General features: G+C 65.0%; 23 protein-coding genes and 1 pseudogene. 17 read left to right on the top strand and 7 right to left on the bottom strand.

The genetic code is table 11. From position 1 onward, the window contains the following. Window positions 1–32: 32 nt before the first annotated feature. Window positions 33–197 (bottom strand): annotated as a pseudogene (locus ACZ0AA_RS10540) (LacI family DNA-binding transcriptional regulator); the annotation flags it as partial. Between the two features lie 130 nt (window positions 198–327). Between ACZ0AA_RS10540 and ACZ0AA_RS10535 the strand changes: the two are divergent. Together ACZ0AA_RS10535 and ACZ0AA_RS10530 are read left to right on the top strand one after the other, a co-directional pair. Beyond that, complete coding sequence (locus ACZ0AA_RS10535; RefSeq protein ID WP_463499047.1) at window positions 328–1,191, top strand: nitrilase-related carbon-nitrogen hydrolase; 864 nt, start codon at window positions 328–330, stop codon at window positions 1,189–1,191. A gap of 39 nt (window positions 1,192–1,230) precedes the next feature. Continuing rightward, on the top strand, window positions 1,231–2,544 hold the full coding sequence (locus ACZ0AA_RS10530; RefSeq protein ID WP_463499049.1) for an MFS transporter: 1,314 nt from the start codon (window positions 1,231–1,233) through the stop codon (window positions 2,542–2,544). 116 nt (window positions 2,545–2,660) lie between these two features. Here the strand turns inward: ACZ0AA_RS10530 and ACZ0AA_RS10525 are convergent, their stop codons facing one another. Beyond that, a complete protein-coding gene (locus ACZ0AA_RS10525; protein ID WP_463499052.1) occupies window positions 2,661–3,608 on the bottom strand; it encodes a GlxA family transcriptional regulator in 948 nt (315 codons plus the stop codon). Window positions 3,609–3,692: 84 nt separating this feature from the next. On the opposite strand from ACZ0AA_RS10525, the gene trxA reads away from it, so the two are divergent. From trxA to ACZ0AA_RS10505, 4 genes are all read left to right on the top strand, one after another. Then, window positions 3,693–4,064, top strand: coding sequence for a thioredoxin (gene trxA / locus ACZ0AA_RS10520; RefSeq protein ID WP_463499056.1), 372 nt, complete (start codon window positions 3,693–3,695; stop codon window positions 4,062–4,064). Then, entirely contained in the window at window positions 4,061–5,752 is a 1,692-nt protein-coding gene (locus tag ACZ0AA_RS10515; RefSeq protein ID WP_463499059.1) for an FAD-dependent oxidoreductase, read from the top strand. Before trxA ends, ACZ0AA_RS10515 begins: the two co-directional genes overlap by 4 nt. 275 nt (window positions 5,753–6,027) lie before the next feature. Beyond that, window positions 6,028–6,300 (top strand): metal-sensitive transcriptional regulator, encoded by a 273-nt coding sequence (locus tag ACZ0AA_RS10510; RefSeq protein ID WP_463512867.1) that lies wholly within the window; start codon window positions 6,028–6,030, stop codon window positions 6,298–6,300. Between the two features lie 40 nt (window positions 6,301–6,340). Beyond that, window positions 6,341–6,502 (top strand): hypothetical protein, encoded by a 162-nt coding sequence (locus ACZ0AA_RS10505; RefSeq protein WP_463499064.1) that lies wholly within the window; start codon window positions 6,341–6,343, stop codon window positions 6,500–6,502. A 52-nt stretch (window positions 6,503–6,554) separates the two neighbouring features. Here the strand turns inward: ACZ0AA_RS10505 and ACZ0AA_RS10500 are convergent, their stop codons facing one another. Together ACZ0AA_RS10500 and ACZ0AA_RS10495 are read right to left on the bottom strand one after the other, a co-directional pair. Next, a complete protein-coding gene (locus tag ACZ0AA_RS10500; protein ID WP_463499067.1) occupies window positions 6,555–7,625 on the bottom strand; it encodes an LLM class flavin-dependent oxidoreductase in 1,071 nt (356 codons plus the stop codon). 62 nt (window positions 7,626–7,687) lie between these two features. Then, the gene (locus ACZ0AA_RS10495) at window positions 7,688–8,320 is read right to left on the bottom strand and encodes an isochorismatase family protein (protein ID WP_463499070.1); all 633 of its coding nucleotides are present in this window, start codon (window positions 8,318–8,320) and stop codon (window positions 7,688–7,690) included. Window positions 8,321–8,583: 263 nt separating this feature from the next. Between ACZ0AA_RS10495 and ACZ0AA_RS10490 the strand changes: the two genes are divergently transcribed. From ACZ0AA_RS10490 to ACZ0AA_RS10475, 4 genes are all read left to right on the top strand, one after another. Further along, on the top strand, window positions 8,584–9,507 hold the full coding sequence (locus tag ACZ0AA_RS10490; RefSeq protein ID WP_463499073.1) for a carbohydrate ABC transporter permease: 924 nt from the start codon (window positions 8,584–8,586) through the stop codon (window positions 9,505–9,507). A gap of 40 nt (window positions 9,508–9,547) precedes the next feature. Beyond that, complete coding sequence (locus ACZ0AA_RS10485; RefSeq protein ID WP_463499951.1) at window positions 9,548–10,372, top strand: carbohydrate ABC transporter permease; 825 nt, start codon at window positions 9,548–9,550, stop codon at window positions 10,370–10,372. Between the two features lie 40 nt (window positions 10,373–10,412). Then, the gene (locus ACZ0AA_RS10480) at window positions 10,413–11,732 is read left to right on the top strand and encodes an ABC transporter substrate-binding protein (RefSeq protein WP_463499076.1); all 1,320 of its coding nucleotides are present in this window, start codon (window positions 10,413–10,415) and stop codon (window positions 11,730–11,732) included. A gap of 75 nt (window positions 11,733–11,807) precedes the next feature. Then, entirely contained in the window at window positions 11,808–13,847 is a 2,040-nt protein-coding gene (locus tag ACZ0AA_RS10475; RefSeq protein WP_463507500.1) for a beta-galactosidase, read from the top strand. A 49-nt stretch (window positions 13,848–13,896) separates the two neighbouring features. Here ACZ0AA_RS10475 and ACZ0AA_RS10470 read toward each other — a convergent pair whose 3' ends face one another. Continuing rightward, window positions 13,897–14,907, bottom strand: a complete 1,011-nt coding sequence (locus ACZ0AA_RS10470) for a LacI family DNA-binding transcriptional regulator (RefSeq protein WP_463499082.1) — start codon at window positions 14,905–14,907, stop codon at window positions 13,897–13,899. A gap of 181 nt (window positions 14,908–15,088) precedes the next feature. Beyond that, window positions 15,089–16,186: an ABC transporter substrate-binding protein gene (locus ACZ0AA_RS10465; RefSeq protein WP_463499085.1), complete on the bottom strand. Its 1,098-nt coding sequence runs from the start codon at window positions 16,184–16,186 to the stop codon at window positions 15,089–15,091. Window positions 16,187–16,411: 225 nt separating this feature from the next. Between ACZ0AA_RS10465 and ACZ0AA_RS10460 the strand changes: the two genes are divergently transcribed. The 7 genes from ACZ0AA_RS10460 to ACZ0AA_RS10430 all read left to right on the top strand — a co-directional run bounded on the left by ACZ0AA_RS10460 (window position 16,412) and on the right by ACZ0AA_RS10430 (window position 24,091). Continuing rightward, window positions 16,412–17,893, top strand: a complete 1,482-nt coding sequence (locus ACZ0AA_RS10460; protein WP_463499087.1) for a DHA2 family efflux MFS transporter permease subunit — start codon at window positions 16,412–16,414, stop codon at window positions 17,891–17,893. An 80-nt stretch (window positions 17,894–17,973) separates the two neighbouring features. Next, the gene (locus ACZ0AA_RS10455) at window positions 17,974–18,957 is read left to right on the top strand and encodes a FecCD family ABC transporter permease (RefSeq protein WP_463499090.1); all 984 of its coding nucleotides are present in this window, start codon (window positions 17,974–17,976) and stop codon (window positions 18,955–18,957) included. Then, the gene (locus ACZ0AA_RS10450; protein WP_463499093.1) at window positions 18,954–19,721 is read left to right on the top strand and encodes an ABC transporter ATP-binding protein; all 768 of its coding nucleotides are present in this window, start codon (window positions 18,954–18,956) and stop codon (window positions 19,719–19,721) included. Before ACZ0AA_RS10455 ends, ACZ0AA_RS10450 begins: the two co-directional genes overlap by 4 nt. 572 nt (window positions 19,722–20,293) lie before the next feature. Further along, entirely contained in the window at window positions 20,294–21,322 is a 1,029-nt protein-coding gene (locus ACZ0AA_RS10445; protein ID WP_463499096.1) for an ABC transporter substrate-binding protein, read from the top strand. Continuing rightward, the gene (locus ACZ0AA_RS10440; protein ID WP_463499099.1) at window positions 21,319–22,386 is read left to right on the top strand and encodes a FecCD family ABC transporter permease; all 1,068 of its coding nucleotides are present in this window, start codon (window positions 21,319–21,321) and stop codon (window positions 22,384–22,386) included. The genes ACZ0AA_RS10445 and ACZ0AA_RS10440 overlap by 4 nt, the downstream gene beginning before the upstream one ends. Then, window positions 22,383–23,180 (top strand): ABC transporter ATP-binding protein, encoded by a 798-nt coding sequence (locus tag ACZ0AA_RS10435; protein WP_463499102.1) that lies wholly within the window; start codon window positions 22,383–22,385, stop codon window positions 23,178–23,180. Before ACZ0AA_RS10440 ends, ACZ0AA_RS10435 begins: the two co-directional genes overlap by 4 nt. Window positions 23,181–23,245: 65 nt before the next feature. Then, the gene (locus tag ACZ0AA_RS10430) at window positions 23,246–24,091 is read left to right on the top strand and encodes a DJ-1/PfpI family protein (RefSeq protein WP_463499105.1); all 846 of its coding nucleotides are present in this window, start codon (window positions 23,246–23,248) and stop codon (window positions 24,089–24,091) included. 162 nt (window positions 24,092–24,253) lie between these two features. Here ACZ0AA_RS10430 and ACZ0AA_RS10425 read toward each other — a convergent pair whose 3' ends face one another. Continuing rightward, the gene (locus tag ACZ0AA_RS10425) at window positions 24,254–25,594 is read right to left on the bottom strand and encodes an aspartate aminotransferase family protein (RefSeq protein ID WP_463499107.1); all 1,341 of its coding nucleotides are present in this window, start codon (window positions 25,592–25,594) and stop codon (window positions 24,254–24,256) included. Window positions 25,595–25,733: the final 139 nt, after the last annotated feature.

The raw sequence follows: 25,733 nt of genomic DNA, 5'->3' as shown, positions 1-25,733 counted from the left end.
GCCGTCGCGACGGGGTCTGCCGCGTACCCCAGGGCGTCGATGGCCTCCCTGATTCTCTGAGTCGTGGACTCTGAGATCTTTCGACGCCCTGATAGCGCGTGCGACACGGTGGCCGGTGAGACGCCAGCCAGCGCTGCGACATCTTTGATGGTGACTTGGCGGCCGAGGCGGTCCCGCGCGGGCGATGATCCCGCCATCTCCTGCAACTCCTTCGCTGATCGCTTTAGAGGAGCTCCGAACTTGTGGTGAGCCAAGCGATCGCCATGGCCCGCAGGGGCTTCACGTTTCCATATTGACACGGATGGCCAGTTGATCTAGCTTTCCATCATGGGCCACAACGATTTGACTGGCATGAAGAACAAGATGCCGACCACATCGATCACGGTTGCCGCCGGTCAGTTCACTTCGACGTCCGATGTTGCAGAGAATCTCAGGGCGATCGATCTCCTCGCCATGAGAGCGTCTGCGGAAGGTGCGTCTTTGCTCACATTGCCGGAGTCGTCGATTATCGAGTGGACGTCGGATCCTGCCGAGATTCGACTCGTCGCCGCTCAGCACTCGGAGTCGTTCGTCGATCGGATGCGCTCCATAGCTGTCCGGCACGAGATCCACATCATCTTCGGTACGTACGCGCCGGACGCCGCGCACGAGCGGCCGTACAACCGGTTGCTCGCCGTAACCCCCGACGGTGAGGTGTCGGCGTCATACGACAAGGTTCATCTCTACGATGCGTTCGAGTATCGCGAATCGGAGTACATCTCACCTGGGCCTGTACTGGGGGACTTCTCAGAACTCTCGGTTGTCGAAATCGCCGGCTGGCGCGTAGGTCTGTTGAATTGCTACGACCTCCGCTTTCCTGAGTTGAGCCTCGGGCTCTTCCAGAGAGGAGTCGACGTCATCTCGATGAGCTCCGCGTGGGCCGAGGGGCCGAGTAAGGCGTTCCAACTGCGTACTCTGGCTTCGGCCAGGGCGATCGAAACGACCTCGTACTTCTTGCTGAGCAATCAGGCCGGCGCAGCCTCGACGGGCGAGAGCGCTGTCATCAACCCACATGGCCAGCGCATGGCAGAAGTGCTCACGGACCAGGGGCTCGCCATCGCCACGCTCGATCCAGACGTTCTGCGGCGAGCTCGAATCGCTCAGCCCGTGGAAACGAATCAGCGCTATCGACTGACAGGTCATTCGCGCTGATATCTCCCCCTCGCACAAGTTAGAAGGAGTACTCGGATAATGACGTCCAAGAACATTGATGAGCTGTCGGCATCGAAAACCCCGGATCGAACGCAACTGCGTAGAGTCCTCGCTTCAGCTGCCATTGGGCAGTTCGTCGAATGGTACGACTTCGTCGTCTATGCGTACTCTGCCACGGTCATTGCAACTCTGTTCTTCCCGGCGGAGGACCGTGTGGCTTCCCTGCTCGCGGTGTTCGCGGTGTACGCAGCCGGATTCGTCATGCGTCCCCTGGGCGCGATCATCTTCGGTCATATCGGGGACACCGTCGGGCGGCGCAATGTACTCGCCGCGGTGATTCTGATCATGGGTGGAGCGACGGTCGCAATCGGTCTGCTCCCGACGTACGGCCAGGTCGGAGTCATCGCCACCGTTCTTCTGGTTGTGTGCCGATTGGCGCAGGGTCTCTCCGCAGGGGCGGAGACGACAGGCTCGAACACCTTGGTGGCCGAGCATGCACCTGCTCACCGTCGTGGCTTGGCGGTCGCATTCACTCTGTCGTTTTCGACTGTTCCCGCTGTGTTCGCTTCACTGCTCATCCTCCTTCTTTCGAGCGGGTTGGGGAGTGACGCGTACGGTGAGTGGGGGTGGAGGGTTCCGTTCCTACTGGGTGGCGTCTTCGCTCTCGTCGGGCTCTACATCCGACAGAAGGTCGACGAGTCCCCCGAGTTCCAGGCCACGCGCAGGGGCGAATCTCCGGCGCTGGGCGGCAAACGAAGCTTCCCCCTGTGGACGGCGATCAAAGAATCTCCTCGTGCTGTCTTCTACGCATTCGCGCTGGCATCGCTCTCCAGCCTCGGCTTCTACACCTTGACCGGGTACCTGCCGACGTATCTCAGCGAAACGGTCAACCTCGATCAGGGCGTCTCTCTGGCGTCCAACGCGATCGCCCTGCTCGCAGTCTTCTTCGCGATGCCGCTCACGGGACTGCTGTCCGATCGGATCGGTCGTAAGCCCGTCCTGATCACGGGCGCGGCACTCTCCGCAATCGTCGCTGTCCCGGCCTATCTGCTCGCGAGCAATGGCACAGCTGTCGGGGCCATCTCAGGGCAGCTCCTCCTGGCCCTTGCGATCAGCGTGTTCTTCGGCCCCTTCGGCGTCGCGTTCATCGAGTTGTTCCCTGTGAAGAATCGGCTCAGCGGCGCTGGCATCGGCTACAACGCGGGCTATGTCCTGTTCGGTGGAACCGCTCCGTATGTGAGCACCTGGCTTGTGCAGGCCACCGGCGACCTGCTCGCTCCGGCTTATTACATGCTGGTGGTGGCGGCGCTCGTCGCCGTGGTCACCTTCGCGCTCCCCAAGGCGGTGCGGTAGCGGCAGCAGTGCGGGCGGGCCACCTCTGCTCGGGGGCGGTCGTGCTCGCTCGCGGCGTGCACTCCGGAAGACTCGCTGTGGTCGTCGGGATGATCACTTCCCGACGAAGCTGACGCTCACGCGCGAGCGTCGAACCGCCGCCGATAGCTGGACGGCGTGCTTCCGAAGGCGGACATGAAGTTCTGGCGGAGGGTGATCGGGCTCCCGAACCCGCAGGATGCCGCGATCTGATCGATCGAGAGGCTCGAGGCCTCCAGAAGGTGCCGAGCTTCGTCGAGACGTCGCGATCGCACCCATGCCGCGGGCGTGGAGCCGGTCGATGAGCGGAAGGCACGCACGAACGAGCGACGGCTCACATGCGCGGCGCTGGCGAGAGCCTCGATGGTGAGATCCTCATCGAGATGGGCGAGAGCCCAGGCGGATGCCATCGCGACCGGGTCATCCGCTTCGCGGACGGCCACGGGGTGCTCGATGTACTGGGCTTGTCCACCCTCGCGGTGCGGCGCCACGACCAGGCTGCGCGCGACCCGATTGGCGGCCTCCGCACCGAGCCGCTGACGCACCATGTGAAGGCACGCATCGATGCCCGACGCGGTGCCGGACGAGGTCAGCACATCGCCATGATCGATGTAGAGCACGTCTGTTTCGGTGCTGATCTCGGGGTGCCTTCCGGCGAGGGTGCTCAGAGCGCGCCAGTGCGTGACGGCGCTCCTGTCTCGGAGTAGGCCCACGTCGGCCACGGCGATCGCGCCGAGGCAGAGGCCGGCGACCACGGCGCCACGGGCGTGCGCGTCGACAACTGCTCTGCGCAGGGCCGCACTCGGCACGCGTCCATCGTCGACCCACGACGGGATGACGATGAGATCGGCGTCGGCGACGACCGTCAGGGGCTGAACCCCGCTGATCGAATAGCCTTCGGCCGTACGAATGGTGCCACCGCGCTCGGAGAACAGCACGCACGACCAATCAGCGAGACCCAGTCGGGAGACCTCGTCGAACACCATCTGCGGCACGGAGAGATGGAACATCGTCACGTCCGTGAAGGCATTGATCGCGATTCTCATAGAACTCCTCGTGTGGCCTTTTCTCATCGCACATCGGCCTGCTTGCCGCGGACAGATATACCCCTGGGGGTATAAAGTCTACCCATGGCTACCACTGAGATCACGGCTTCCAACTTCGACCAGACCATGAACGGTGAGGGCATCGTGCTGCTCGACTTCTGGGCGGAGTGGTGCGGCCCGTGTCGGATGTTCGGGCCGGTTTTCGAGGCCGCGTCTGAGAAGTACCCCGACCTCGTCTTCGGCAAGGTCGACACCGAAGCGGAGCAGGCGCTCGCCGCTGGTTTCCAGATCAGATCGATCCCGACGCTGATGGCTTTCCGAGACGGCATCCTGGTCTTCTCGCAGCCCGGTGCGCTGCCGGCAGCGGGTCTGCAGCAAGTCGTCGAAGCAGTCCAGGGTCTCGACATGGATGAGGTGCGTGCGAAGATCGCCGCTCAGGACGCCACGACCTCATGAGGATCGTGATCGTCGGCGGGGTCGCCGGGGGGATGAGCTGCGCATCGCGAGCTCGGCGCCTCGACGAGTCCGCCGAGATCGTGGTGCTCGAACGTGGCGCGCACGTGTCGTTCGCGAACTGCGGGCTTCCCTACTTCGTCGGGGGCGAGATCGAAGAAGAGGGCTCGCTGTTGGTGCAGACGCCCGAGACGCTGCGGGCGTCGTTGAACCTCGACGTCCGCACCGGGCACGATGTGGTCGGTATGGATGCCGACTCGCAGAGCGTCGTCGTTCGCACAGCGGCGGGAGAGGAACGCATCGAGTACGACGCCCTGGTGTTGGCGCCGGGTGCGCGAGCCGTGCGTCCGGACATCTCCGGTCTCGACTCTCCGCGGGTGCGGACATTGCGCAGTGTGGAAGATGCCGCGTATCTGCGCGCGCAGGTCGAGACCGGCGTGACGCGAGCCGTTGTCCTCGGGGCGGGGTTCATCGGCGTCGAAGCGGCAGAGGCCCTGGCGCTGCAAGGCGTGGAGACCACTCTGGTCCAGGTCGCCGACCACGTCCTCTCGCCGGTCGATGCGGAGTTCGGGTGGATGGTCGTCGAAGAGCTGCGCCGACTGGGTGTGGACGTTCGAACGGGGGTCGCTGCCGAGGCGATCGTCGCGGGTCATGATGCTGACGCCATCACTCTGTCGGACGGCACCGAAGTCGTCGCCGATCTCATCGTGCTCTCTGTCGGGGCGCGCCCCGACACCGCGGTCTTCGAGGCGGCCGGGGTCGCTTGCGAGCGCGGGGCGATGATCGTCGACGAGCACGGACGTACCTCGTTGCCGCAGGTGTGGGCTGTGGGAGATGCCGTACTCAGCCAGGATCCTGTGACGGGCATTCGCCGGCCGGTGGCGCTGGCAGGTCCCGCGAACCGAGCCGGACGGCTCGTGGCCGATGCCATCATCCGCCCGGACAAGGCGCGACCGATTCCGCAACCTCTGGGAACGGCGATCGTGCGGGTCGGTCAGTTGACGGTCGCCCTCACCGGCGCGAACCGCGCCATGCTCTCTCGATCGGGAATCGCGTTCCGGACGATCAGCCTGCATCCGAACCAGCACGCGGGGTACTTTCCCGGTGCCGTTCCGGTTCACCTGAACGTTCACTTCCGAGAGGGGGATGGGCTGATCCTGGGCGCGCAGGCATGGGGACGGGAAGGCGTCGACAAGAGAATCGACGTGATCGCGACCGCGCTGCGCGCGGGTATGGCCGTCACCGATCTGATCGATCTGGATCTCGCCTATTCACCCCCGTTCGGTCAGGCCAAGGACCCGGTGAATCTTGCAGGCATGTTGGGTGCCAATGTCCTCGACGGCACGATGCGGCTGTGGGATGCGCGCGACCTCGACCTCGCACGTGAGACCTCGCTCATCTTGGATGTGCGAGGCGATGCCGAAGTCGCGGAGGGAATGATTGCCGATGCGCTTCACATTCCGCACACCCAGCTGCGGGAGCGTCTGGAGGAGGTGCATCTGGCTGCGGCAGGACGGCCGGTGAGGGTGATGTGTGCATCGGGTGTCCGTTCGGCGATCGCGCATCGGATCCTCGATCAGTCGGGGTTCGACTCCGCCTCGCTCTCCGGCGGGATGACGACGCTGCGCGCGGTGCTCGCAGACCGTGTGGATCAAGTGCTCGCCGTGCCGGCCTTCGCGCTCCATGTCTGATCGCCCCGCGCGTGTCGTCTGCCGTGCGACGACAGCGGAACGGCTCTCTTTCGTGGTTATCGCGGTCTTCGTCGCCGCGTTCGGGGCATTGACGGTGCCTTCGTCGCCGGTGGTCGCGGTCGTGGCGGGGCTGATCGCGGCTGGCGTGGTCGCGATGGCGGCGACCGGACGGTGCGCAACCTCATGGGTTCGCACGAGCACGCTGTCGGATTCAATCGCAGAACCATCGACAGGCCAGGACGATCGTTCTGTTCGGGTGTCAGAGAAAGAGAGAGATGCCGATGCATAGTACGGAGCAAGAGGCCCAGCGGCGCGTCGTCAGCCGGCTTCGCCGCGCACGGGGGCAGCTGGACGCGGTGATAACTGCGGTGGAAGCCGAGGCGTCGTGCCGCGATGTCGTGACCCAGCTCGCAGCCGTGACGCACGCGCTCAACAGGGCCGGCTTCGTCATCGTCGCCTCGGCGCTGGAGGAGTGCGTCGGGCGCTCAGATGACACAGAGGGTCCGACCGTGGAAGAGCTTGAGAAGGTCTTCCTCAGCCTGGCCTGAGGCCGCGCCCGATCAGATTCTTCATACGAAAGGACCTCTCATGTGCAGAGCAGTCACCTGCAAGATCTGCGGCAAGACGACCTGGGCCGGATGCGGCCAGCACGTCGCAGATGTCATGCGTCACGTGCCGTTGGATCAGCGTTGCCCCGGCCACGAGAAGGCGCCCGCCACCGGGTTCTTCTCGCGCCTGTTCCGGCGATGACCGCGATGGTCGCGCCGGGGTGGGAACCGGCGCGACCATCGAAGGTGGGGGTTCAGACCCGGCGGGAATCGCCCGCACCAAAATGGTCGGCGATCAGCTCGAGAGTGGTCGACCGAGCTTGCACGCCGTGGCTGCCGGTGACCAGCATCAACTCGTCGGCATCGGTGATCGAGTGCAGTTCCTCCAGCTGCGCGGCGACGTCTGATGCCGTTCCGTGGAACGTGCGGTCGGTCCAGTCATCGATGAACTGGTGTTGTGCGGCCGATGACGGATGATCTCGCACGGCATCGGGGGAGGGCAACGCGAACGTCTCGCGCTGGAACATCCGCATCATCCCCATGGCATTGGTCGTCGACTCGCGGCGAGCCTGCGCCGGGTCTTCGTCTGCCACTGCACCGACGCTGACGATCGCGTACGGCGCGCTCAGTACGCGGGAGGGGTGGAAGTGCTGACGGTAGATGCGGAGCGCGTTGGCGACATCGGGGCTGCCGAACTGCAGTGCGAAGGCGTACGGTCGGCCGAGTGCGGCGGCGAGTTGGGCTGAATACAACGAAGACCCCAGAATCCACAGCCTGGGTGGCGACGCTGGAGCGCCGGTGTCGTTCTGCTGCTCCTGCCAGGGGCCCGGAACCGCATGAACGTCGGCCAGCGCATCGGAAGAATCATCCTTCAGGAACGCGATCAGCTCCTGCACTTGCTGAGGGAACTCGTCGTTCGCAGACGCGTGACGCCGCAATGAAGCGGCCGTCGTATGGTCGGTGCCGGGGGCTCGTCCCACGCCGAGGTCGATGCGTCCAGGAGCGAGGGCTTCGAGCATGCCGAACTGTTCGGCGATCACGAGCGGCGCATGATTAGGCAACATGACGCCGCCCGCACCCAGGCGAATCCGCTGGGTCTCGCTGATCAGGCGCGCGGCCATGAGCTGAGGCGAGGCGATCGAGGCTCCGGGCATGGCGTGGTGCTCTGACATCCAGAACCGCTCATACCCCCGCGCGTCCGCGATCCGCGCGGCAGTGATCACCTCTTCGAGGACACGACCGGCGGTGGAGCCCATGCCGGTGAGGCCTCCGTCGAGAACCGACAGGGCGAACGGGGCGCTTCCGAATGGTGACGGACGAAGCATCGGGACCTTTCTGAGAAAGGCCGGACACCACGTGCGCGTGGCGCCCGGCCGGATGATTCGGATCAGGCGTGTGCAGCGGCGCCCATGGCGGCCGACTCGCCCAGGTTTCCCTTGGGGAGCGCTGTTCCCGCCTCGACGGCTCCGACCCACGCGGCGGTCGGAGCGACAGCTGCCCAGTTCGAGTTCAGCAGGGCCATGAGCGTGGTGTGCACGGTCTTGGCGTCGGCGGATCCTGCGTCGTTGGTGATGTTGATCGCACCGGTGGCATCGGCGAGCACCTCTGCAGCGATCCCGCGTGACTCGGCGTCCGCGGCGCTGGCGAGGACGCAGTTGTTGGTCATGTAGCCCACCAGGGTGATCGTGTCGATCTTGTTCTCGCGGAGCCAATCATGAACTCCCGTCTCGGGGAAGATCGAGCTGTAGTTCTTCACGACGTGCTTCCATGCGCTCGAGTCGCGTTCCTCCAGCGAGGGGTGCAGTCGGAACCCCGGCTGGGTCGGGTTGAACACCGGTGCGTCGTCCCCGGCGGTGTGCTGCACCATGACGACGGGGATGCCGGCGCGCTCGGCAGCGTCGATGGCATTCGCGATGCGCTGGATCGACTCGTCGCGCGGCGGGTATTGAATGGGCAGGAGGCCGGTGAAGTACTCCTGCTGGGGGTCGATGACGATCAGGGCGCGGCGGGGGGCCGACATGTGTCCTCCTGGAGATGGGAGCGGATTGTGCTTCCAGCTTCGTAGAGACTTCACGATCGTGCAATTGGCATGAATGCATCTAACAGATGAATTCGCGCCAATTGTGAGTATGCGCAGGGGTGGGCGCCGACATGCCGCGCCCGCCACTGCGCGTCGGTCTCAGGCTGCGTGACTTTACATGTCTCATGACTCGCCCTATACTCGGGGAAGCGCTTCCCAAGGAAGCGCTTCCCCGCTCAATGACGACGATGGAGAGGGCATTGATGGCCGCCGCCCCACCCCAGCAGAAGCTCAAGCTCAGCCTGGCCGCCCGCCACCAGGAACGTGCAGCGTGGAGCTTCCTTGCTCCGTGGTTCGTCGGGATGCTGGCGATCACGGCCTTCCCGATGGTCGCCTCGCTCTATCTGTCCTTCACCGACTACAACCTCCTCAAGCCGCCTGAGTTCATCGGTCTCGAGAACTATGCGGACATGCTGAACGATCCCCGACTCGCGAAGTCCTTGGGCGTCACGTTCACGTACGTGTTCCTGGGGGTGCCGCTGCTCATGGCTGCCGCGCTCGGCCTGGCGATCATGCTGAACCGCGGCATCCGCGGCCTGGCGATCTATCGCTCGGTCTACTACCTGCCGTCACTTCTCGGCGGTTCGGTAGCGGTGGGCATCCTGTGGCGTCAGCTCTTCGGTACGGAGGGGCTCGTCAACCAGTTTCTCGCGCTGTTCGGCATCGATGGCCCCGGCTGGATCTCGGACCCCGACACGGCGCTCGGCACCCTTGTCGCGCTGCACGTGTGGACCTTCGGGTCCGCGATGGTCATCTTCCTCGCAGGGCTGCGACAGATCCCGGAGATGTACTACGAAGCGGCGTCCATCGACGGCGCGGGTCGGTGGCGACAGTTCCGAAGCATCACATTGCCGCTACTCTCGCCGATCATCTTCTTCAATCTGATCCTGCAGATCATCGGCTCGTTCCAGACGTTCACGCAGGCGTTCATCGTCTCAGGTGGTTCAGGGGGTCCGGCCGACTCGACTCTCTTCTACACGCTCTACCTCTATCAGGAGGGCTTCGGCAAGCGCGACATGGGCTATGCCTCCGCGATGGCCTGGTTCCTGCTGCTCATCATCGCCGTCTTCACCGCGGTGAACTTCATCGCCTCCAAGCATTGGGTGTTCTACAGTGACCGCGACTGATCTCCTGAAGCGCCGCTCGATCGCGCCGTCTGCCCGCCGCATCACGCTCTCGAAGGTCGTGAGGCACATCATCCTGATCGCCGTGGGCGTGCTGCTGATCTATCCGCTGCTGTGGATGGTCGCGAGTTCCCTCAAGCCGGAGGAGCTGATCTTCCGCGATCCGTCGCTGCTTCCCGAGACGATCGACTTCAGCAATTACACCGATGGCTGGAACGCGCTGTCGAGTCCCTTCGGTCTCTATCTGCTCAACTCGGGTGCGATCGTCCTCGGCAGTCTGCTGGGCAACCTCATCACCTGCTCGATGGCCGCCTACGCGTTCGCCAAGCTGGAGTTCCGGGGCAAGAAGATCTTTTTCGCACTCATGCTGATGACTCTGATGCTGCCGATCCACGTGCTCATCGTTCCGCAGTACGTCCTCTTCTCGAACCTCGGCTGGGTCAACACGTTCCTGCCGCTCATCGTCCCGAAGTTCCTTGCCACCGACGCATTCTTCATCTTCCTCATGGTGCAGTTCTTCCGCGGACTCCCCAAGGAACTCGACGAGGCTGCTCGCATCGACGGCGCGGGGTACTGGCGCACCTACTTCCAGGTGCTGCTGCCGCTCTCCGTGCCGGCGCTCGCCACCACCGCCATCTTCACCTTCATCTGGACCTGGAACGACTTCTACAGTCAGCTCATCTACCTCACGCGTCCGGACGTTCTCACGGTCCCGGTCGCGCTCCGCAACTTCGTCGACTCGACAGGGGGATCCTCCTGGGGTTCGCTGTTCGCGATGTCGGTCGTGACCCTCATCCCTGTCTTCCTCGTCTTCCTCGTGGGGCAGCGCTACCTGATCAAAGGCATCGCGACCACCGGACTCAAATGACCTCTTCCCTGATCGATCACAACTGCAATGGAGCAATGACATGACACACCCCCGCACGAGCCATACGGCTCGACTCGTACGCCTCGCAGCTCTCGGTGCCGCCGTGACGATGGTGCTCGCCGGATGCGCGGCGCCATCGGAATCCGCACCGGCGACAGCCTCCGATGAGCCGGTCACCATCCGCTTCAACTGGTGGGGATCCGACACCAGACACACCATGACGCAGCAGGTGATCGACCTGTTCGAGAAGGAGCACCCGAACATCACCGTGGTGCCCGAGTTCGCTCCTTATACGGACTATTGGGACAAACTCTCCACGACCGTGGCCGCAGGAGACGCCCCCGACGTCATGCAGCAGGTCGACCCCTTCATCTACGATTACGTCGACGGCGGTCTGCTCGTGAACCTGTCGGACCACGCGGATGTGCTCCCGCTCGACCAGTTCGATGAGGGCGCGCTCGAAGGGTCGACGATCGATGACGGGGTATACGGGGTGCCGGGAGGAGTGGGCACGTTCGGCGTCGTCATCGATCCGCAGATCTTCTCGGAGGCGGGGATCGAGGTGCCCGACGACGAGACCTGGACGTGGGACGACTACCTCGACATCGCCGCGGAGATCAGTGAGAAGGCAGGGCCCGACGTCTACGGCGCCACGCTCCCGCTCGACGAACAAGGCTTCAATATGTTCATCCGTCAGCGTGGCGAAGATCTCTGGAGCCCCGACGACGCCACCGTCGGCTTCACCGAGAAGACTGCCGCCGCATGGTGGGAGTACATCCTCGAGCTGCGCGACAGTGGCGCGACGCCGTCGGCCTCGCTCGCGGTGGAGCAGGCATCGCTCGGACTGGAGCAGTCTCCGATCGCGACCCACACCGCCGCGATGTCCATCCTCTCCGCCAACCAGGTCGAAGCGCTGCAGACAGCCTCCGGACGCGAACTCGAGCTGCTCCTCTTCCCGGGCGAGTCCGACGGCGACCGCCCTGGTGCCTACGTCAAGCCCGGCGTCTACTACTCGGTCTCGGCGAAGTCGGAGCATCCGGTCGAGTCCGCGATGCTGATCGACTTCATCGTGAACAGCGAGGAGGCGGGTGCGATCCTGCGCTCTGACCGTGGCGTACCGGGGAACAGTGAGGTACTCGCGTCCATCGAAGGTGACTTCTCGCCGTCGGAGCAGAAGCTGGCGGACTACGTGACAGAGGTTTCCGAGCTGTCGGTCGCCGGCTTCCCGAAGCCGAACCTCGACGCCGGGCCCGAGCTCGTGCCGCTGTTCGCCAGACTGAACCAGCAGGTGATCTTCGATCAGATCACCCCCGACGAAGCAGCGAAGCAGTTCATCTCCGAGCTCGAAGCGGCGATGTAGCCTCGCTGCGCGCGGGGCCTCGTGTCAGGGGCCCCGCGCACTCCGACTCCGATCAGATCGACCAGAAGGCGTCACGTGACGAACCCCATCCACAACTTCACCGCCCGGCTTCCCGGCATCGTCTACGGAGGCGACTACAACCCCGACCAATGGACGAGGGAGACTTGGCTCGAGGACGCCGCGCTGATGAGGCAAGCGGGCGTGCGGCTGGTGAGCGTCGGCGTCTTCTCCTGGTCGTCACTGGAACCCGCTGACGGCCAGCTGGAGTTCGGGTGGCTCGACGAGGTGATGGACATCCTGCACGAACACGGGATCTCCGTGAACCTCAGCACGCCGAACGCCGCGCCGCCGCCGTGGCTCGCGACCGAGCATCCAGAGGTGCTTCCCACCAACAGGGAGGGGCGGAAGATCGCGATCGGAAGCCGGGCGCACTTCTGCCCGTCATCGGCGGTCTACCGCGAGCGCAGCCAGAAGATCGCGCGAGCGCTCGCGGAACGCTATGGCAACCACCCGGCTCTGGCGATGTGGCACATCGGCAACGAATATCACACGCAGTGCTTCTGCGATCAGTGCGGTGCGCGGTTCCGCGACTGGCTCCTCGACCGACACGGATCGTTGGAGGTCCTGAACGAGCACTGGGGTACCACCTTCTGGAGCCAGCGTTACAGCGACTGGAGTCAGGTCGACCTGCCGAAGCCCGTGATGGGGAACGTGAACCCCGCGCGCGAGCTCGATTTCAAGCGGTTCTCCTCCGACCTCCTGCTCGGCTGCTTCCGCGAAGAGCGTGACATCATGAGCGCGATCACCCCCGATATTCCGGTGCTGACGAACTTCATGCGGTTCTTCCCCGGTGCCGACTACACACGATGGGCAAGGGAGGAGGATGCTGTCGCGCTGGACATCTATCCGAACCCCGCCGACGCCGAATCGCACATCACCGCTGCGTTCAACTACGACCTGATGCGGTCGCTGAAGGGCGGGCAGCCCTGGCTGATGATGGAGCAGGCAAGCAGCGCCGTCAGTCAGTGGCCGCTCAACCTCGTCAAGAAGCCGGGCAGGATGCGTCTGGGATCCTTCCAAGCCATCGCGCACGGAGCCGACGCGGTGATGTTCTTCCAGTGGCGCGCCTCGCGATACGGCCAGGAGAAGTTCCATTCGGCGATGCTGCCGCACAGCGGGACCGACACCCGGACCTGGCAGGAGGTCGTCGATCTCGGACAGGAGCTCACACAGCTCGAGGAGATCGCAGGAACCACTGCGGAGGCGGCGGTGGCCATCGTCTGGGACTGGGAGAACTGGTGGGCGATGGAAGGCGTCGCACACCCCACGAAGCTCAGCTACGTCGACATCGTGACGCGGCACTTCACCCCGCTGTGGCGACGCAACATCGCCACCGACGTGATCACCCTCGACGCCGACATGTCCGGTTATCGCCTCATCGTGATACCGAACAGCTATGTGCTCAGCGAGGCGCAGACCGAGCAGCTCAGTGCCTATGTGCGGTCAGGCGGGCACGTACTGATCTCCTTCTTCTCGGGCATCGTTGACGAGCACGATCGGGTGATCCCTGGCGGCTATCCCGGTGGTCTTCTGTCGCTCATCGGCGGACGCGTTCGCGAGTTCTCGCCGCTGCCGTCGGACGAGCGAGTGCGTGTGGACATGCGTGGCTCAGAGACGGACGCCGGCCTGTGGCAGGACGATCTCGTCACCGATGGTGCCACGGTTCTCGCGACCTACACGGACGGCTACCTCGAGGGGGAGGCGGCGATCCTGCGCCACGAGCTCGGCGACGGTGTGGTGACGTATCTCGGCACTCAGCTGAGCGAGACGGGCATGGATCGGGTGCTCGACACCGTGCTCGCCGACGCACAGGTCGCCGCTGTCCTAGAGACGCCTGCCGGAGTCGAGGCGGTCGAACGTCACGGACCTGAGGGGTCATATCTCTTCCTCCTCAACCACGGGCAGCACTCTGCAGAGATCACGGTCCCCCCTGGTGCGGCGGAGCTGCTGACAGGGCGCGTTGCCGTCGTCGCGGGGGACACCTTGACTCTCGAGCCCGCAGCCGTTGCAGTCCTGAAGCGCGATCGGCAGCCTGTGGCAGAAAGCAGAGCCTGACCTGCGCCGGCGGCACCGGCGCGGATTCACCGTGACGGTGCAGCCGGTGTCAGTCCGAGATCACTGCTGACGTCGAGGCCCGCAGGTGCACCGACGGGACGACAGTCGTTCCGTCATCCGTCTCACCGTCCACCAGCATCGCGTGAAGCCGTTCCCAGGCGAGACGCCCGAGCTCCTCGGCCGGAATCGCCGCCGTCGTGAGCGGCGGGTTGGTGAACTCGCTGAACGTGATGTCGTCGAAGCCGGTCACCGACAGCTGCTCAGGGACGGCGACGCCGCGTCGCTGCAACGCACTGAGCAGGCCCATCGCGACGACGTCGTTGAAGGCCATCACGGCTGTCGCGTCCGTGGCCAGGACGGCATCCGCGGCGGCGTAGCCGGCCTGGATGGTGCCTCCGCCGGTGACGCGGCTCACTCGTACGTCAGGGTGATCTGCGCAGAACTCCTCGAGAGCGGCGAATCGACGGGCGCCCGATCTTGACTTCTCGCCGCCGTCGAGGAATGCGATGTGACGGTGCCCGAGCTCGTGCAAGTGCTCAGCGAGCAATTGTACCCCATGCTCGAGGCTGACGGCGATGACCGGAACTCCGGGAACCGGTACAGAGCGATAGATCATCACGACCGGGCCGAGGCGTGCGACCAGCGTCGACAGCTCAGCGTCGTCCATTCGCGGCGAGCAGAGGACGATCGCATCGCATCGGCGCCGCAGCTCGGTGATCAGCTCTGCCTCGTTCGCGAGTCGCTCCGACGAGTCAGCGATCAGCACCTGATATCTGTCCTCGCCGGCCGCCTGCGAGAGGCCGGTGAGCGTGCGCTGGAAAATGGGATTGTCGAGCTCGGGGACGAGAATGCCCACCGAGTGCGTCCGGCCCTTGGCGAGACCACGAGCGATCTGGCTGGGTGAGTAGCGCAGCTTCGCCGCAGCGTCATGAACCTTCTGCGACAGCAGCGGGTCGACGGTCACCGTGTTGCTGAACACCCGCGAGACCGTAGTTCTCGATACGCCTGCGAGCTCGGCGACGTCGTCCATGGTGGGCATGCGCTGGGCCAGTCTCGCCATCTTCAATCCTCTGCGGCTCGGGGCATCGGGCTCCGGATGCTGCCGCTCAGCATAGCGGAGGAAGCGCTTCCTGGGGGCGCCGGCTCTCTCCGCTCGTGCGGGCTCGCGCCCGAGTCGGGCCACTTTCACGCGTGCGAAAGGTCCGACGATCACAGGATCGCCGGACCATCTGCGGGAGAGTTCAGAATGCGTCGGGGTGCGCGGCGCGTGCGATCTTCTCGATCGCCGCGGCGTTCGTCGGGCCGACGTACACGCCGTCGGAGACGGTGACGTAGTTGTTGTTCTTCGCGGCGTCCCACTGCGGGTACTCGGCGAAGAGGGTAGCGGCTTCAGCGTCGAGATCCTCGCCCGGCATGAATCCACCGACGACGAGAACGTCGACGTCGGCTGTAGCGAGGTGCTCGGCGTCGATCGTCGACGTGAAGGTCAGGTCGCTGTCCTGGAACGATCCGACGACACCGGCCCGGTTGAGAACGTCGTCGAAGATGCCGCCGAGGAAGACCGCGGGCATGCCGTTGGTCGTCATCATCGACATGCCGGGGAAGACGATGAGGCCGGTCGGCGTCTCCTTGCCTTCCACCGCAGACGACACTGCGTCGATCTGAGAACGGAGTTCGCTGACGAGCGCTTCAGCCTCGGCCTGGCGATCGAAGACGTTGCCGACGAGGTTGAGGAACCCGAACGACGACTCGACGGTCGCGTTGTCGAAGGCGGAGAGTTCCTCTTCCGTAGCGTCTTCCTTGCCCATGGCGCAGTTCGCAGGATTGACGATCGTGTTGATGCCTTCGGCAGCGAGTTCGTCGCGGGATGCCTGGCCGTTGGCCGAGTCGAAACCGCCTGACGTTGTCGCGATCACCAGGTCGGGCTTGAGGGCGAGCAACTGCTCGGCCGGGATCTCGAAGCTCCCGGCCATGTCCAGGTCGCCCGTGGGCAGCGCGTCGATCTGCGCGACCAGTTCCGGCTGATCGGACATCCCGTAGTTCTGCATGTTCGCGAGGATGGTGTCGTCGAGCCCGAGCAGAAGGAGGGATTCGACCTCGGCGACGGAGGCGCCGTTCATGAGCACCACGCGCTCGGGCTTTTCCGTGAACGTCTGCTCGAAGCCGCAGTTGCCGATCGTGAGGGGGTATTCCGTGCTCCCGCCCGTCAGGGTGGTTCCATCGACGGTCGGCGCTTCGGTCTTGGTTGCATCGGACGGGCTGACGGAGCACCCAGCCAGGACGCTGAGAACGACGAGAGACGTGAGCGCGGTCGCAGCTCGGGATTTCGTGATGTGCATCGGACGAACCTTCCTAGGGGTCAAGTGGCTTAACTCTACAATAGGTAGTGTTAAAGATCCGCCCTGCAGGCGCGAATGCCGCAGTTAACTCTACGTACCGTAGAATAAGACCGAGCCGTGCATCCCGATCCCGTCCTCCGGTCGGCAGGCGTGGGCCGCTCGTCCTTGCCCTGACGGTCCGGTCTCCCGTTCGCCGCCTCATTCTCTCCAGGCCCAGGAGGCCGTATGTCTGCCGTCGATACTGGTCCGATCAAGATTCCGGCTGCCACGTCAGGGATGATCCCGCGCTCTGACATGCGTGTGATTTGGCTGCTGCTGGTGGCAGCGTTCGTCTCGATCCTCAACGAGACCACGATGGGGATCGCGATCCCGGACCTCAACACCGACCTCGGCATCCCACCCGAGCTCGGCCAGTGGCTCACCAGCGCTTTCATGCTGACCATGGCCGTTGTCATCCCGACGACCGGATTCATCCTGCAGCGGTTCACGACTCGCCAGGTCTTCATCGCCGCGATGATCGCCTTCTCGCTGGGCACCCTGGTGGCACTCGTCGCTCCCGGCTTCACGATGCTTCTCGTCGGACGCGTGATCCAGGCGGCCGGCACCGGCGTCATGATCCCGTTGCTGATGACGACCATCATGAACGTCGTGCCGCCGCAGTCGCGCGGACGAATGATGGGCCGTGTCGGCCTGGTGATCTCTCTCGCTCCCGCGATCGGCCCGACGCTCGCCGGCGCGGTACTCGAGCTGGCCAACTGGCGTGCGCTGTTCGCGATCATCCTGCCGATCGCGCTGATCGCCCTGATCATGGGGGCGAAGTGGATGACGAACCTCGGCGAGACCCGCAAGGTCCCGCTCGACGTGCTCTCGATCCCGCTCGCCGCGCTTGGCTTCGGCGGCATCGTGTTCGGTCTCAGCCAGTTCGGCGGCGAGGGCGGATCCGGCGAGACGGCCGGCATCCTCTCGCTCGTCGTCGGTGGCGTGTCGCTCGGCCTGTTCGTCTGGCGTCAGCTCCTGCTGCAGCGCAAGGACGACGCGCTGCTCGACCTGCGCGTGTTCCGCTCGGGGAACTTCACCGTCTCGGTGATCATCATGACGATCCTCGCGCTGTCGATGTTCGGCACGCTGACCCTGCTACCGCAGTATCTGCAGAACGTGGCCGGCCTCAATCCGCTCCAGTCCGGTCTGATCCTCTTGCCCGGTTCCCTGTTGATGGGCCTGCTCGGACCGCTGACTGGACGCATCTATGATGCACGCGGCACCCGCATACTGCTGATCCCCGGCACGATCCTCGTGACGGCCGCGCTGTTCTATTACTCGACCGTCGGTGAGCACACGGTGTGGTGGGTGCTCATCATCGTGCAGGCGGTGATGTCGGTAGGACTCGCGATGTCGTTCACCCCACTGTTCTCCGCCTCGCTGGGGTCTCTCCCCCGCCCGCTGTATTCGCACGGCACTGCGGTGCTGAACACGCTGCAGCAGGTCGGCGGTGCGGCCGGAGTCGCAGTGATGCTGGTGACATACTCGTCGATCCTGCACGCAGGTGAGAGCGACGGTCTCACGGCCGCCACGGCAGGAGCGCCGGGAGCACGCGCGGCGTTCCTGATCGCCGCGCTCATCGCCCTCGCTACCGTCGCGCTCAGCCCCTTCGTGCGCAGACCCGCGGACGACGCCGGCGGAGATTTCGTCCTGCCTTCGCACTCGTGACGCTCTCGGAGACGGCACCCGTTCGCGGCCGCCGACCTCGCATCGCCGCAGTGGTGCCCTTGTCGCTGTGGGTGATCGTGATGGCCACAATGATCCTGGTCAGTGCAGTGGTCGCCGTCTGCTTCGGGAGCGTCAACGTCAGTATCGATCGCGTGATCGGGGTGGTGTGGGCGAACGTGACCGGCGACTCCGGCGCTGTCGATTCGATCGATCAGAAGATCGTCTGGGAGCTGCGCGTCCCGCGGGTGCTGATGGCGGGCGTCGTCGGGGCGGCGCTTGCATTGGCCGGCGCAGCCCTGCAGGGTCTGCTTCGGAATCCGCTGGCGGATCCGTACATCGTCGGTGTCTCGTCAGGAGCGTCGCTCGGTGCGGTGCTGGTGATGACCTTCGGTTCGAGTGTGCTCTTCGGACTCACCACTCCGGCGGCGGCGTTCGTCGGCGCACTGGTCATCCTCGTGCTCGTCTTCGCGTTCGCCCAGCGATCGGGCTCCTTCACCGATATGCGACTCGTGCTCTCGGGTGTCGCGCTGGGATACGTCGCCATGGCGGGAACCAGCTTCGCTCAGCTGCAGGCCGAGCCAGGGCAGGTGCGCGGGATCCTCTTCTGGATGATGGGGAGCGTCGCGGGAGCAAGATGGGATGGCCTCCTGCTGCCCACTGTCGTCATGGTCATCGCCGGCGCCTGGCTGCTGAGCCAGGCGCGAGGGTTGAACGCGCTGGCGCTGGGCGACGACGACGCGGTGGCGGTCGGCGTGAATCTGCGCCGCTTCCGACTCGGACTCCTCATCGTCGCCGCACTCCTCACGGCCGTGACCGTCGCGGTCGCGGGCGGCGTCGGCTTCGTCGGTCTGATCATTCCGCATGCCGTGCGCATGATCGTCGGGGCGGACTATCGGCGATTGCTCCCGGTCGCCGCGCTCGCGGGGGCGATCTTCCTGATCGCCGTCGACCTGGTGGCCCGTACCGTGGGAAGCCCGAACGAGTATCCGCTGACGATCTTCACCGCGCTCGTGGGAGGACCCTTCTTCCTCTGGCTGATGAGATCACCGGAGGGCCGCACATGAAGATCGCGATCACGGACCTCGACCTCAGTGTCGGCGGCGCGCGCCTCATCGAGGAACTCTCGCTCGAGGTCGCTTCGGGTGAATTCGTCGCGATCGTCGGTCCGAATGGTTCAGGAAAGTCCACGCTCCTGCGTGCGATGTATCGAGCGCTCAAGCCGGATGCCGGCTGCATCCTCATCGGGAGCGTGGATGTCTGGGACGTCGCACCACGGCGAGCGGCGCAGTTGCGCGCCGTGGTGACGCAGCATCAGACCAGCAACGACAGCATGCTGGTTCGCGACATCGTCGCGACCGGGCGTCATGCCCACCAGCCGTGGTACCGAGGCGAGACCAAGGCTGATCGCGATCATGCTGACGCCGCACTGGTGAGATGCGGGGCCGCGCACATGGCCGACCGCAAGTACGCCACGCTCTCCGGGGGTGAGCGGCAGAGGGTGCTCCTCGCGCGTGCGCTCACTCAGGATGCCCCGGTTCTCATGCTCGATGAGCCGACGAACCACCTCGACATCACGGCGCAGCACGACCTCTTGAATCTTCTGGAGTCCGTCGATCTCACGCGTGTGGTCGTTCTGCATGACCTCAATCACGCGGTCGCCCATGCCGATCAGATCGTCGTGATGAATGAAGGCAGGATTCGGGCTGTCGGCATCCCTGTCGAGACGCTCACATCAGAACTGACGCGAGAGGTCTTCGCCGTCGATTCGCGACTCATCGAGCATCCGATCACGGGCCGACCGCATCTGCTCACGGCGCCGATGCGTTGATGGGCGACATGTCACTTCCAAAGCTACTCCGGACTACTGACCTGTTCTTGCCCTGCTTCCCGGACTGAAGGTTCCGTCGATCTCCGAGAGTCCGCCGGACGTGCATTTCACAGCTGCTCCAGACAAGCTGTGAGTACCAAAGTCCTGATCAAGGAAACTTTTACAGCCCCGATGGCGCCTCGATCGCCGCCGTCCACCCGCCCAAGCAGGATCGTGGACGTATCCGGCACGGTGGTTTCGCTGTCGATAGAGAAGGAAGAGCGGCGTCAGGCCGTCTCAACCAGATCCTTCCGCGAGTGCCGCGCTGTAGGTGCTCGCAGTGGGGTGGCCGAGCGGCGTGGGGCTGACATGTGTCCTCCTGAAGACGGAAGTGGTGTGAGCTTCCAGCATCCTCGAGGAGGAAGCCAATGACCATTGGCGTGAATGCGTTTTAACGATGAGTTCGGGCCATCCGAATGGTCTCCTCGGCGCTCGTTCCGCAGGAATGCGCCAAGAGGCTCTCGTGGTGCCGTGATTCCGAACCGGTATGCTTCTACAAGAAGTAGAGCTGTCCCGTTCCCCGAAGGAGTTCCATGCGACCCACCGTCCGACGATCCGTATTCAGCACCGCAGCGGTGGCAGCTCTTCTGCTCCTGACCACCGCGTGTGCGGGAAGCGACACCCCGGCATCGACGGCACCCACGCCGGGCGAAGCAGGGGCGGGCTACCCGGTGACGCTGGAGAACTGTGGCCGGGAGATCACTGTCGACTCCGAGCCTGAGCGTGTGGTGAGCCTGTGGCAGTCGAACACCGAGGCGCTCCTCGCGCTCGGCCTCCGAGACAAGATCGTCGCTGTCCAGGAGAACTACTCGCCATACCCGGAATCCGTGGCGGAGGCGGCGGAAGGGCTCAAGACCATCGGCAGCATGATGGGGTTCCCCTCGAAAGAGGTCTTGCTGAGCGAAGCACCCGACCTCGTGACCGGCCAGGTGCTGGAGGGGTACGCGTTCGATACTTCGCAGGGGTACGCATCGGTCGAGCAGCTGGAGGAGGCGGGGGTGACCGTCTACGGTGCCAGCCTCTGCGGGGCGACGGACTATCTCAGCTCGGACATCTGGAACGTCGACTCCGTCTCGAAGGTACTGCGCGATTACGGGACGATCTTCGGTGTCTCGGAGAAAGCTGACGAGGTCATCGCGGAGCTGGAGAGCGCGAAGGAGAAGGTAGTCACGGCAGTGAAAGATGAACCGACCGTGAAGACCGCATACTTCAACGGTGGAACCGGTCCGGTGATCGTCCTGGCCGGCGGCATCTACGACGATCTGATCGAGACCGCGGGTGGCGAGAACGTCTTCCCCTCGGACTCCGTCTACATCAGCAAAGAAGAGTTCGCCGCGTCGGACCCCGACGTGATCCTGGTGGGCACGTTCGTTGGTCAGGACTTCGCGTCGCAGAAGGCGTTCCTCGAGGAGAACTTCCCCGACCTCCCCGCGGTGAAGAACGGCCGGATCAGTGAGGTCCCGACGCAGGAGACCGATTCGTCGATCTCCGTCATGGTGGGGCTGACCAAGATCGCGAACGCGCTTCACGCCGACCTCGATCTCGCGGTTCCCACCTCGTGACGAAGGCGGCCGTGCGGGCTCGGTCGGCTGCGCGCACGGGGCGGCGTACGCAATCGGTGATCGGTGTCCTCGTGGTCGCGTGCATCGTCGCAGTCGTGCTCTCTGTGGCCGTCGGGAGCGTGAACATCGCACCGAGCCGTGTCATCGAGGTCATCGGTGCACACCTGCTGCCCTGGGGCGCTGGCGGCGTCGACGGGCTCGACGACCAGATCGTGTGGGAATTCCGTTTGCCGCGCGCGCTGCTCGGCTTCGTCGTGGGGGCAGCGCTCGCGGTCGCCGGCGCGGTGCTGCAGGCCGTCGTGCGAAATCCGCTGGCGGACCCGTTCGTGTTCGGCGTCTCCTCCGGCGCATCCGTGGCCGCGGTCGCCGCGCTCACGCTCACGAGCGGGCTGTTCGCCTCGGTGTCGACGCCGATCGCTGCTTTCATCGGAGCTTTCCTCGCGACGGTGCTCGTCTTCGCGCTCGCCCAGCAGGGCGGGCGGGTCGCACCGAACCGGTTGGTGTTGGCCGGGGTCGCGATGTCGTACCTGCTCAGTTCGATCACGAGCTACCTCGTCCTGCGATCCAGCAGCGCCAACCAGGGCATCGGACAGGTGTTGTCGTGGCTCGCCGGCAGCCTGGCGGCGGCGACGTGGCAGGACCTCGGTGTGCCCATGCTCGTCCTGGTCGCGGCGACGATTGTCTTGGTGCTCCTCGCTCCCGTCTTGAACGCCTTCCTCACCGGCGACGAGACGGCAGCGAGCCTCGGCGTCGACGTCGGACGGATGCGGCTGATGCTGTTCATCATCACCTCGCTGCTCGTCGGTGTCGCAGTCGCGGTGAGCGGGTCCATCGGATTCGTCGGGCTGGTGGTCCCGCATGCAGTTCGCATGATGATCGGTTCCGATCACCGATGGGTGCTCCCCGCGTCCGCACTCGCCGGCGGGTTTCTCCTGGTGGTCGTGGACATAGGGGCACGGCTGCTCCTCGCGCCGACAGAAGTGCCGGTCGGTCTCCTCACCGCGGTCGTCGGGGCCCCGTTCTTCCTATGGTTGCTACGACGCTCCGGTCGGAGCGAGAGATGAGTGAAGGGCAGGGGGCGCCGCTCGAAGTTCAGGGCGTCGATGTCGACATCGCCGGTCGACGGATCATCGACGATGTGGTGTTGCGCGCGCAGGGGAACATCGTCGGGCTCGTCGGGCCCAACGGCAGCGGCAAGTCAACGCTCCTGCGAACGGTTTATCGGATGCTGCGTCCCGCCGCAGGACAGGTGCTCACCGATGGTCGCGATGTCTGGTCGATGCGGGCCCGGGATGCCGCCCGCATCACTGCCGCTGTCGTGCAGGACAGTCCCGCGGACCTCGAACTCACCGTCGCCGAATGCGTCGCAACCGGACGTCTCCCGCACGGCCGACTCATTGGAGCGGACCGCGGGGAAGATCGGCGAGCCGTGGATCGGGCTATGGCGACCGCGGGCGTCGCGGAGTTCGCCGACCGCGATGTCAGCACGCTCTCAGGAGGTGAACGTCAACGGGTGCAGCTCGCACGCGCCCTCGCTCAGGAGCCGCAGATCCTCGTGCTCGATGAGCCGACCAACCACCTCGACATTCGCCATCAACTCCAGTTACTCACGCTGATCCGGGACCTCGAGATCACCACTCTGATCACCCTGCATGATCTGAGCCTGGCGGCGTCCTACTGCGACGAGATCGTCATGCTCGAGCAAGGTCGCGTCGTCGCATCGGGTGGCCCTGACGAGGTCTTCACCCCAGAGCTATTGCTGCGCGTGTTCGGCGTGCGCGCCGGCACCCTCATCAACCCGCTCACCGGACGACTGCAGCTCGTCTTCGCAGACAGTGGTCCCGCAAACGTGACGTGAGCGCCCACATGACCGAACCCCGCGCCGACATTTCGTCGGTCCTGAGAAATGAGGAGTAACCCCGCATGCACGAAGACCGTGATGTCGTCCCTGAGGTGATGGATCTGCCAGGGCACCCGACCGGGTTCGACACGTCAGTCAGCACGCTGTTCTCGGTGATCGGAGACGACCCCGCCAAGCAGCAGGCCGTCGATCGGTCCATCGCCGCACACCACACCTTGGCCGCACTGCCCGGAGTGCGGTTCGCGACGGACAAGACGATTCTGATCGTCCTGCACCCCGGATTCGAGCTCCTCGACGTGGTGGGGCCGTTCCACTTCCTCGCAGGGACGGGTGCGACGGTGCAGTTCGTGACCACCGGCCCCGCGGGCGAGCCTGTCGTCAGCGGGGCCGGTGTGGCACTCGAGCCTGCGCTGACACTCGACGAGGTGACGACTTCGCCGTCCGTGATCCTCGTGCCCGGCGGCGACACCGGGATCCTCCTGCGGGATGCCCGTGCCATGGAGCACCTGCGTCGGATCGGTCAGGATGCCGAGTACGTGACCAGTGTGTGCTCCGGCTCCATCGCTCTCGCTCATGCAGGGTTGCTCGACGGTCGACGGGCCACCTCGCACTGGGCCGTACGGCACCTGCTCGGCGACTATGGCGCGATCGAGGTCGACGAACGCCTGGTCGAAGACGGCAACCGTCTGACGGCGGCCGGTGTGACCGCAGGAATGGACCTCGGCATCCGGCTCCTCGCGTACCTCTCCGGTGAGGAGATGGCGCGGTTCGCAGTCTTGGGTGCCGAGTACGCTCCCGAGCCGCCGTTCCACACCGGAACCCCCGAGCTGGCGGGCGCAGCGCTGACGGAGTTGTCTCGGGACTTCCTCGCTCCGTTGGAGGAGGAGCTTCGAGCGCCCACGAACTGAAGAACCGGTATATCTACATCACGTAGAGTAAACGCATGCATTCGACATTTCTTCTCCAGCGGTGGGCGTGGGCATTCATGTCCTCGCCCACCGCTGACGTCCCTCGGCAGGGTCATCGCTCTCGCGACGTGACCGCGCCGGAGACGGAAGGCTCCGGTGCGGTCAGCTCTCCATCTCGATGACGATCTCCTTGACGGCCTCGATGAACGAGGTGATGTCGTCATCGGTCATCGCCAGGGAGAGGGAGATCTCGCCGCGCGCGACAGGGAAGAAGCCGCGGTTCGCGAGCTCGAGTGAGAAGGTCTGGGTCTTGTCCGCATCGACGTTGCGCCACAGGTCGCGCTGGGTCTCCACTGTCAGACCCGGCTCGGTGCGGTAGGCGTACGCGAGCGAGGAGTATCCACCGCCGTAGATCGTGAACGGGCTCTTGCGCGCCGCTGTCCATTCGCCGACCTCCGACAGAATGCGCGCCGCCATCGTGTTCAGTCGGTTGTAGGCATCCTCGTCCAGCGCGCGCATGCACGCGATTCCCGCGACCAGTGCCAGACGGTGGCCGTGGTGCGTGCCGGAGATCGGTACGGTGCCGTCGGCCATGACCTGCATGATCTCGGCCTTCCCGCCCACGGCTCCGAGGGGGAGTCCGCCACCGATGATCTTGCCCATGACGGTGAGATCGCCAGCGACTTCGTAGAGGCTCTGCATGCCGTTGTATGCGCCGCGAAGGTTCATGGTCTCGTCGAGCACGAACAGGATGCCCAGTTCCGCTGTCACCCGGCGGATCATCTGCACGAACTCCTTGCGCAGGACCACGTGGCCGCCGGCGCCGCTCTCCAACTCGAGGATGACGCATGCGAGGTCGGACCCGTGCTCCCGCAGGATCCGCTCGGTACCGACCATGTCGTTCTGAGTGAGGATGACGACCTGCTCGACGACTGCTGCCGGGATGCCCGCGCTGTCGGCCACCGGAAGCGGGCTGTCATCGGACCCGTACTCCGCCGCGTCGTGCGGGTGACCGGAGATGCTCACCGGGTCGGTGAAGCCGTGGTACCCGCCCTCGAACTTCGCGATCTTGGTGCGGCCGGTGTATGCCCGGGCGACGCGCACCGCGCTCAGGATCGACTCCGATGCCGAGCAGGAGAACTGCACCATGTCGATCGACGCGATGCGGTCGATCAGGATCTGGGCGAGCTCTGCTTCCTCGGTGACGGGGTTGCCGAATGAGGCGCCGGACGGAATCGCGGCGATCAGCGCATCACTGATCACGGAGTCACCGTGGCCGAGGATGTTGACCGTGAAGTTGTTGTTCAGGTCGAGGAGGCGGTGTCCGTCCACAGTGTCGATGTAGGCGCCGTCGCCGCCGGTGACGAAGACGGCATGCGGGCCGAAGTTGAACGACGTACGGCTGTAGCCGCCGGGAATCACACCCCGTCCGGCGACGGTGAGTTGTGCGGACTCCGAGAACTTCTCGGTGAATCGACGGGTGGCGGTTTCGAGGGTGAGCATCATCTTCTCCTGGGTGGGCCGGCAAGGTTGGCGGCCATGGGACAGCGGGATCGGGGTGTCACGACCCGAGAGGGCTGCGTGGTCCTTCCAGGGTGCGGGCCGCTTTGCCGCCGATCAATGGCCGGAATGCGAACAATCG

Source organism: Microbacterium sp. AC035 (genome assembly GCF_979258485.1).
The sequence above is the reverse complement of the archived record's forward strand: the minus strand, read 5'-3'. Positions and strand labels throughout refer to the sequence as shown.

What these genes read in the sequence shown, in the direction of transcription:
- ACZ0AA_RS10465 (WP_463499085.1), bottom strand. Translation starts at nt 16,186, where the DNA reads ATGCACATCACGAAATCCCGAGCTGCGACCGCGCTCACGTCTCTCGTC.
- ACZ0AA_RS10435 (WP_463499102.1), top strand. Translation starts at nt 22,383, where the DNA reads ATGAGTGAAGGGCAGGGGGCGCCGCTCGAAGTTCAGGGCGTCGATGTC.
- ACZ0AA_RS10455 (WP_463499090.1), top strand. Translation starts at nt 17,974, where the DNA reads ATGGCCACAATGATCCTGGTCAGTGCAGTGGTCGCCGTCTGCTTCGGG.
- ACZ0AA_RS10530 (WP_463499049.1), top strand. Translation starts at nt 1,231, where the DNA reads ATGACGTCCAAGAACATTGATGAGCTGTCGGCATCGAAAACCCCGGAT.
- ACZ0AA_RS10515 (WP_463499059.1), top strand. Translation starts at nt 4,061, where the DNA reads ATGAGGATCGTGATCGTCGGCGGGGTCGCCGGGGGGATGAGCTGCGCA.
- ACZ0AA_RS10500 (WP_463499067.1), bottom strand. Translation starts at nt 7,625, where the DNA reads ATGCTTCGTCCGTCACCATTCGGAAGCGCCCCGTTCGCCCTGTCGGTT.
- ACZ0AA_RS10510 (WP_463512867.1), top strand. Translation starts at nt 6,028, where the DNA reads ATGCCGATGCATAGTACGGAGCAAGAGGCCCAGCGGCGCGTCGTCAGC.
- ACZ0AA_RS10460 (WP_463499087.1), top strand. Translation starts at nt 16,412, where the DNA reads ATGTCTGCCGTCGATACTGGTCCGATCAAGATTCCGGCTGCCACGTCA.
- ACZ0AA_RS10430 (WP_463499105.1), top strand. Translation starts at nt 23,246, where the DNA reads ATGCACGAAGACCGTGATGTCGTCCCTGAGGTGATGGATCTGCCAGGG.
- ACZ0AA_RS10480 (WP_463499076.1), top strand. Translation starts at nt 10,413, where the DNA reads ATGACACACCCCCGCACGAGCCATACGGCTCGACTCGTACGCCTCGCA.
- trxA (WP_463499056.1), top strand. Translation starts at nt 3,693, where the DNA reads ATGGCTACCACTGAGATCACGGCTTCCAACTTCGACCAGACCATGAAC.
- ACZ0AA_RS10425 (WP_463499107.1), bottom strand. Translation starts at nt 25,594, where the DNA reads ATGCTCACCCTCGAAACCGCCACCCGTCGATTCACCGAGAAGTTCTCG.
- ACZ0AA_RS10525 (WP_463499052.1), bottom strand. Translation starts at nt 3,608, where the DNA reads ATGAGAATCGCGATCAATGCCTTCACGGACGTGACGATGTTCCATCTC.
- ACZ0AA_RS10535 (WP_463499047.1), top strand. Translation starts at nt 328, where the DNA reads ATGGGCCACAACGATTTGACTGGCATGAAGAACAAGATGCCGACCACA.
- ACZ0AA_RS10490 (WP_463499073.1), top strand. Translation starts at nt 8,584, where the DNA reads ATGGCCGCCGCCCCACCCCAGCAGAAGCTCAAGCTCAGCCTGGCCGCC.
- ACZ0AA_RS10450 (WP_463499093.1), top strand. Translation starts at nt 18,954, where the DNA reads ATGAAGATCGCGATCACGGACCTCGACCTCAGTGTCGGCGGCGCGCGC.
- ACZ0AA_RS10495 (WP_463499070.1), bottom strand. Translation starts at nt 8,320, where the DNA reads ATGTCGGCCCCCCGCCGCGCCCTGATCGTCATCGACCCCCAGCAGGAG.
- ACZ0AA_RS10470 (WP_463499082.1), bottom strand. Translation starts at nt 14,907, where the DNA reads ATGGCGAGACTGGCCCAGCGCATGCCCACCATGGACGACGTCGCCGAG.
- ACZ0AA_RS10505 (WP_463499064.1), top strand. Translation starts at nt 6,341, where the DNA reads ATGTGCAGAGCAGTCACCTGCAAGATCTGCGGCAAGACGACCTGGGCC.
- ACZ0AA_RS10445 (WP_463499096.1), top strand. Translation starts at nt 20,294, where the DNA reads ATGCGACCCACCGTCCGACGATCCGTATTCAGCACCGCAGCGGTGGCA.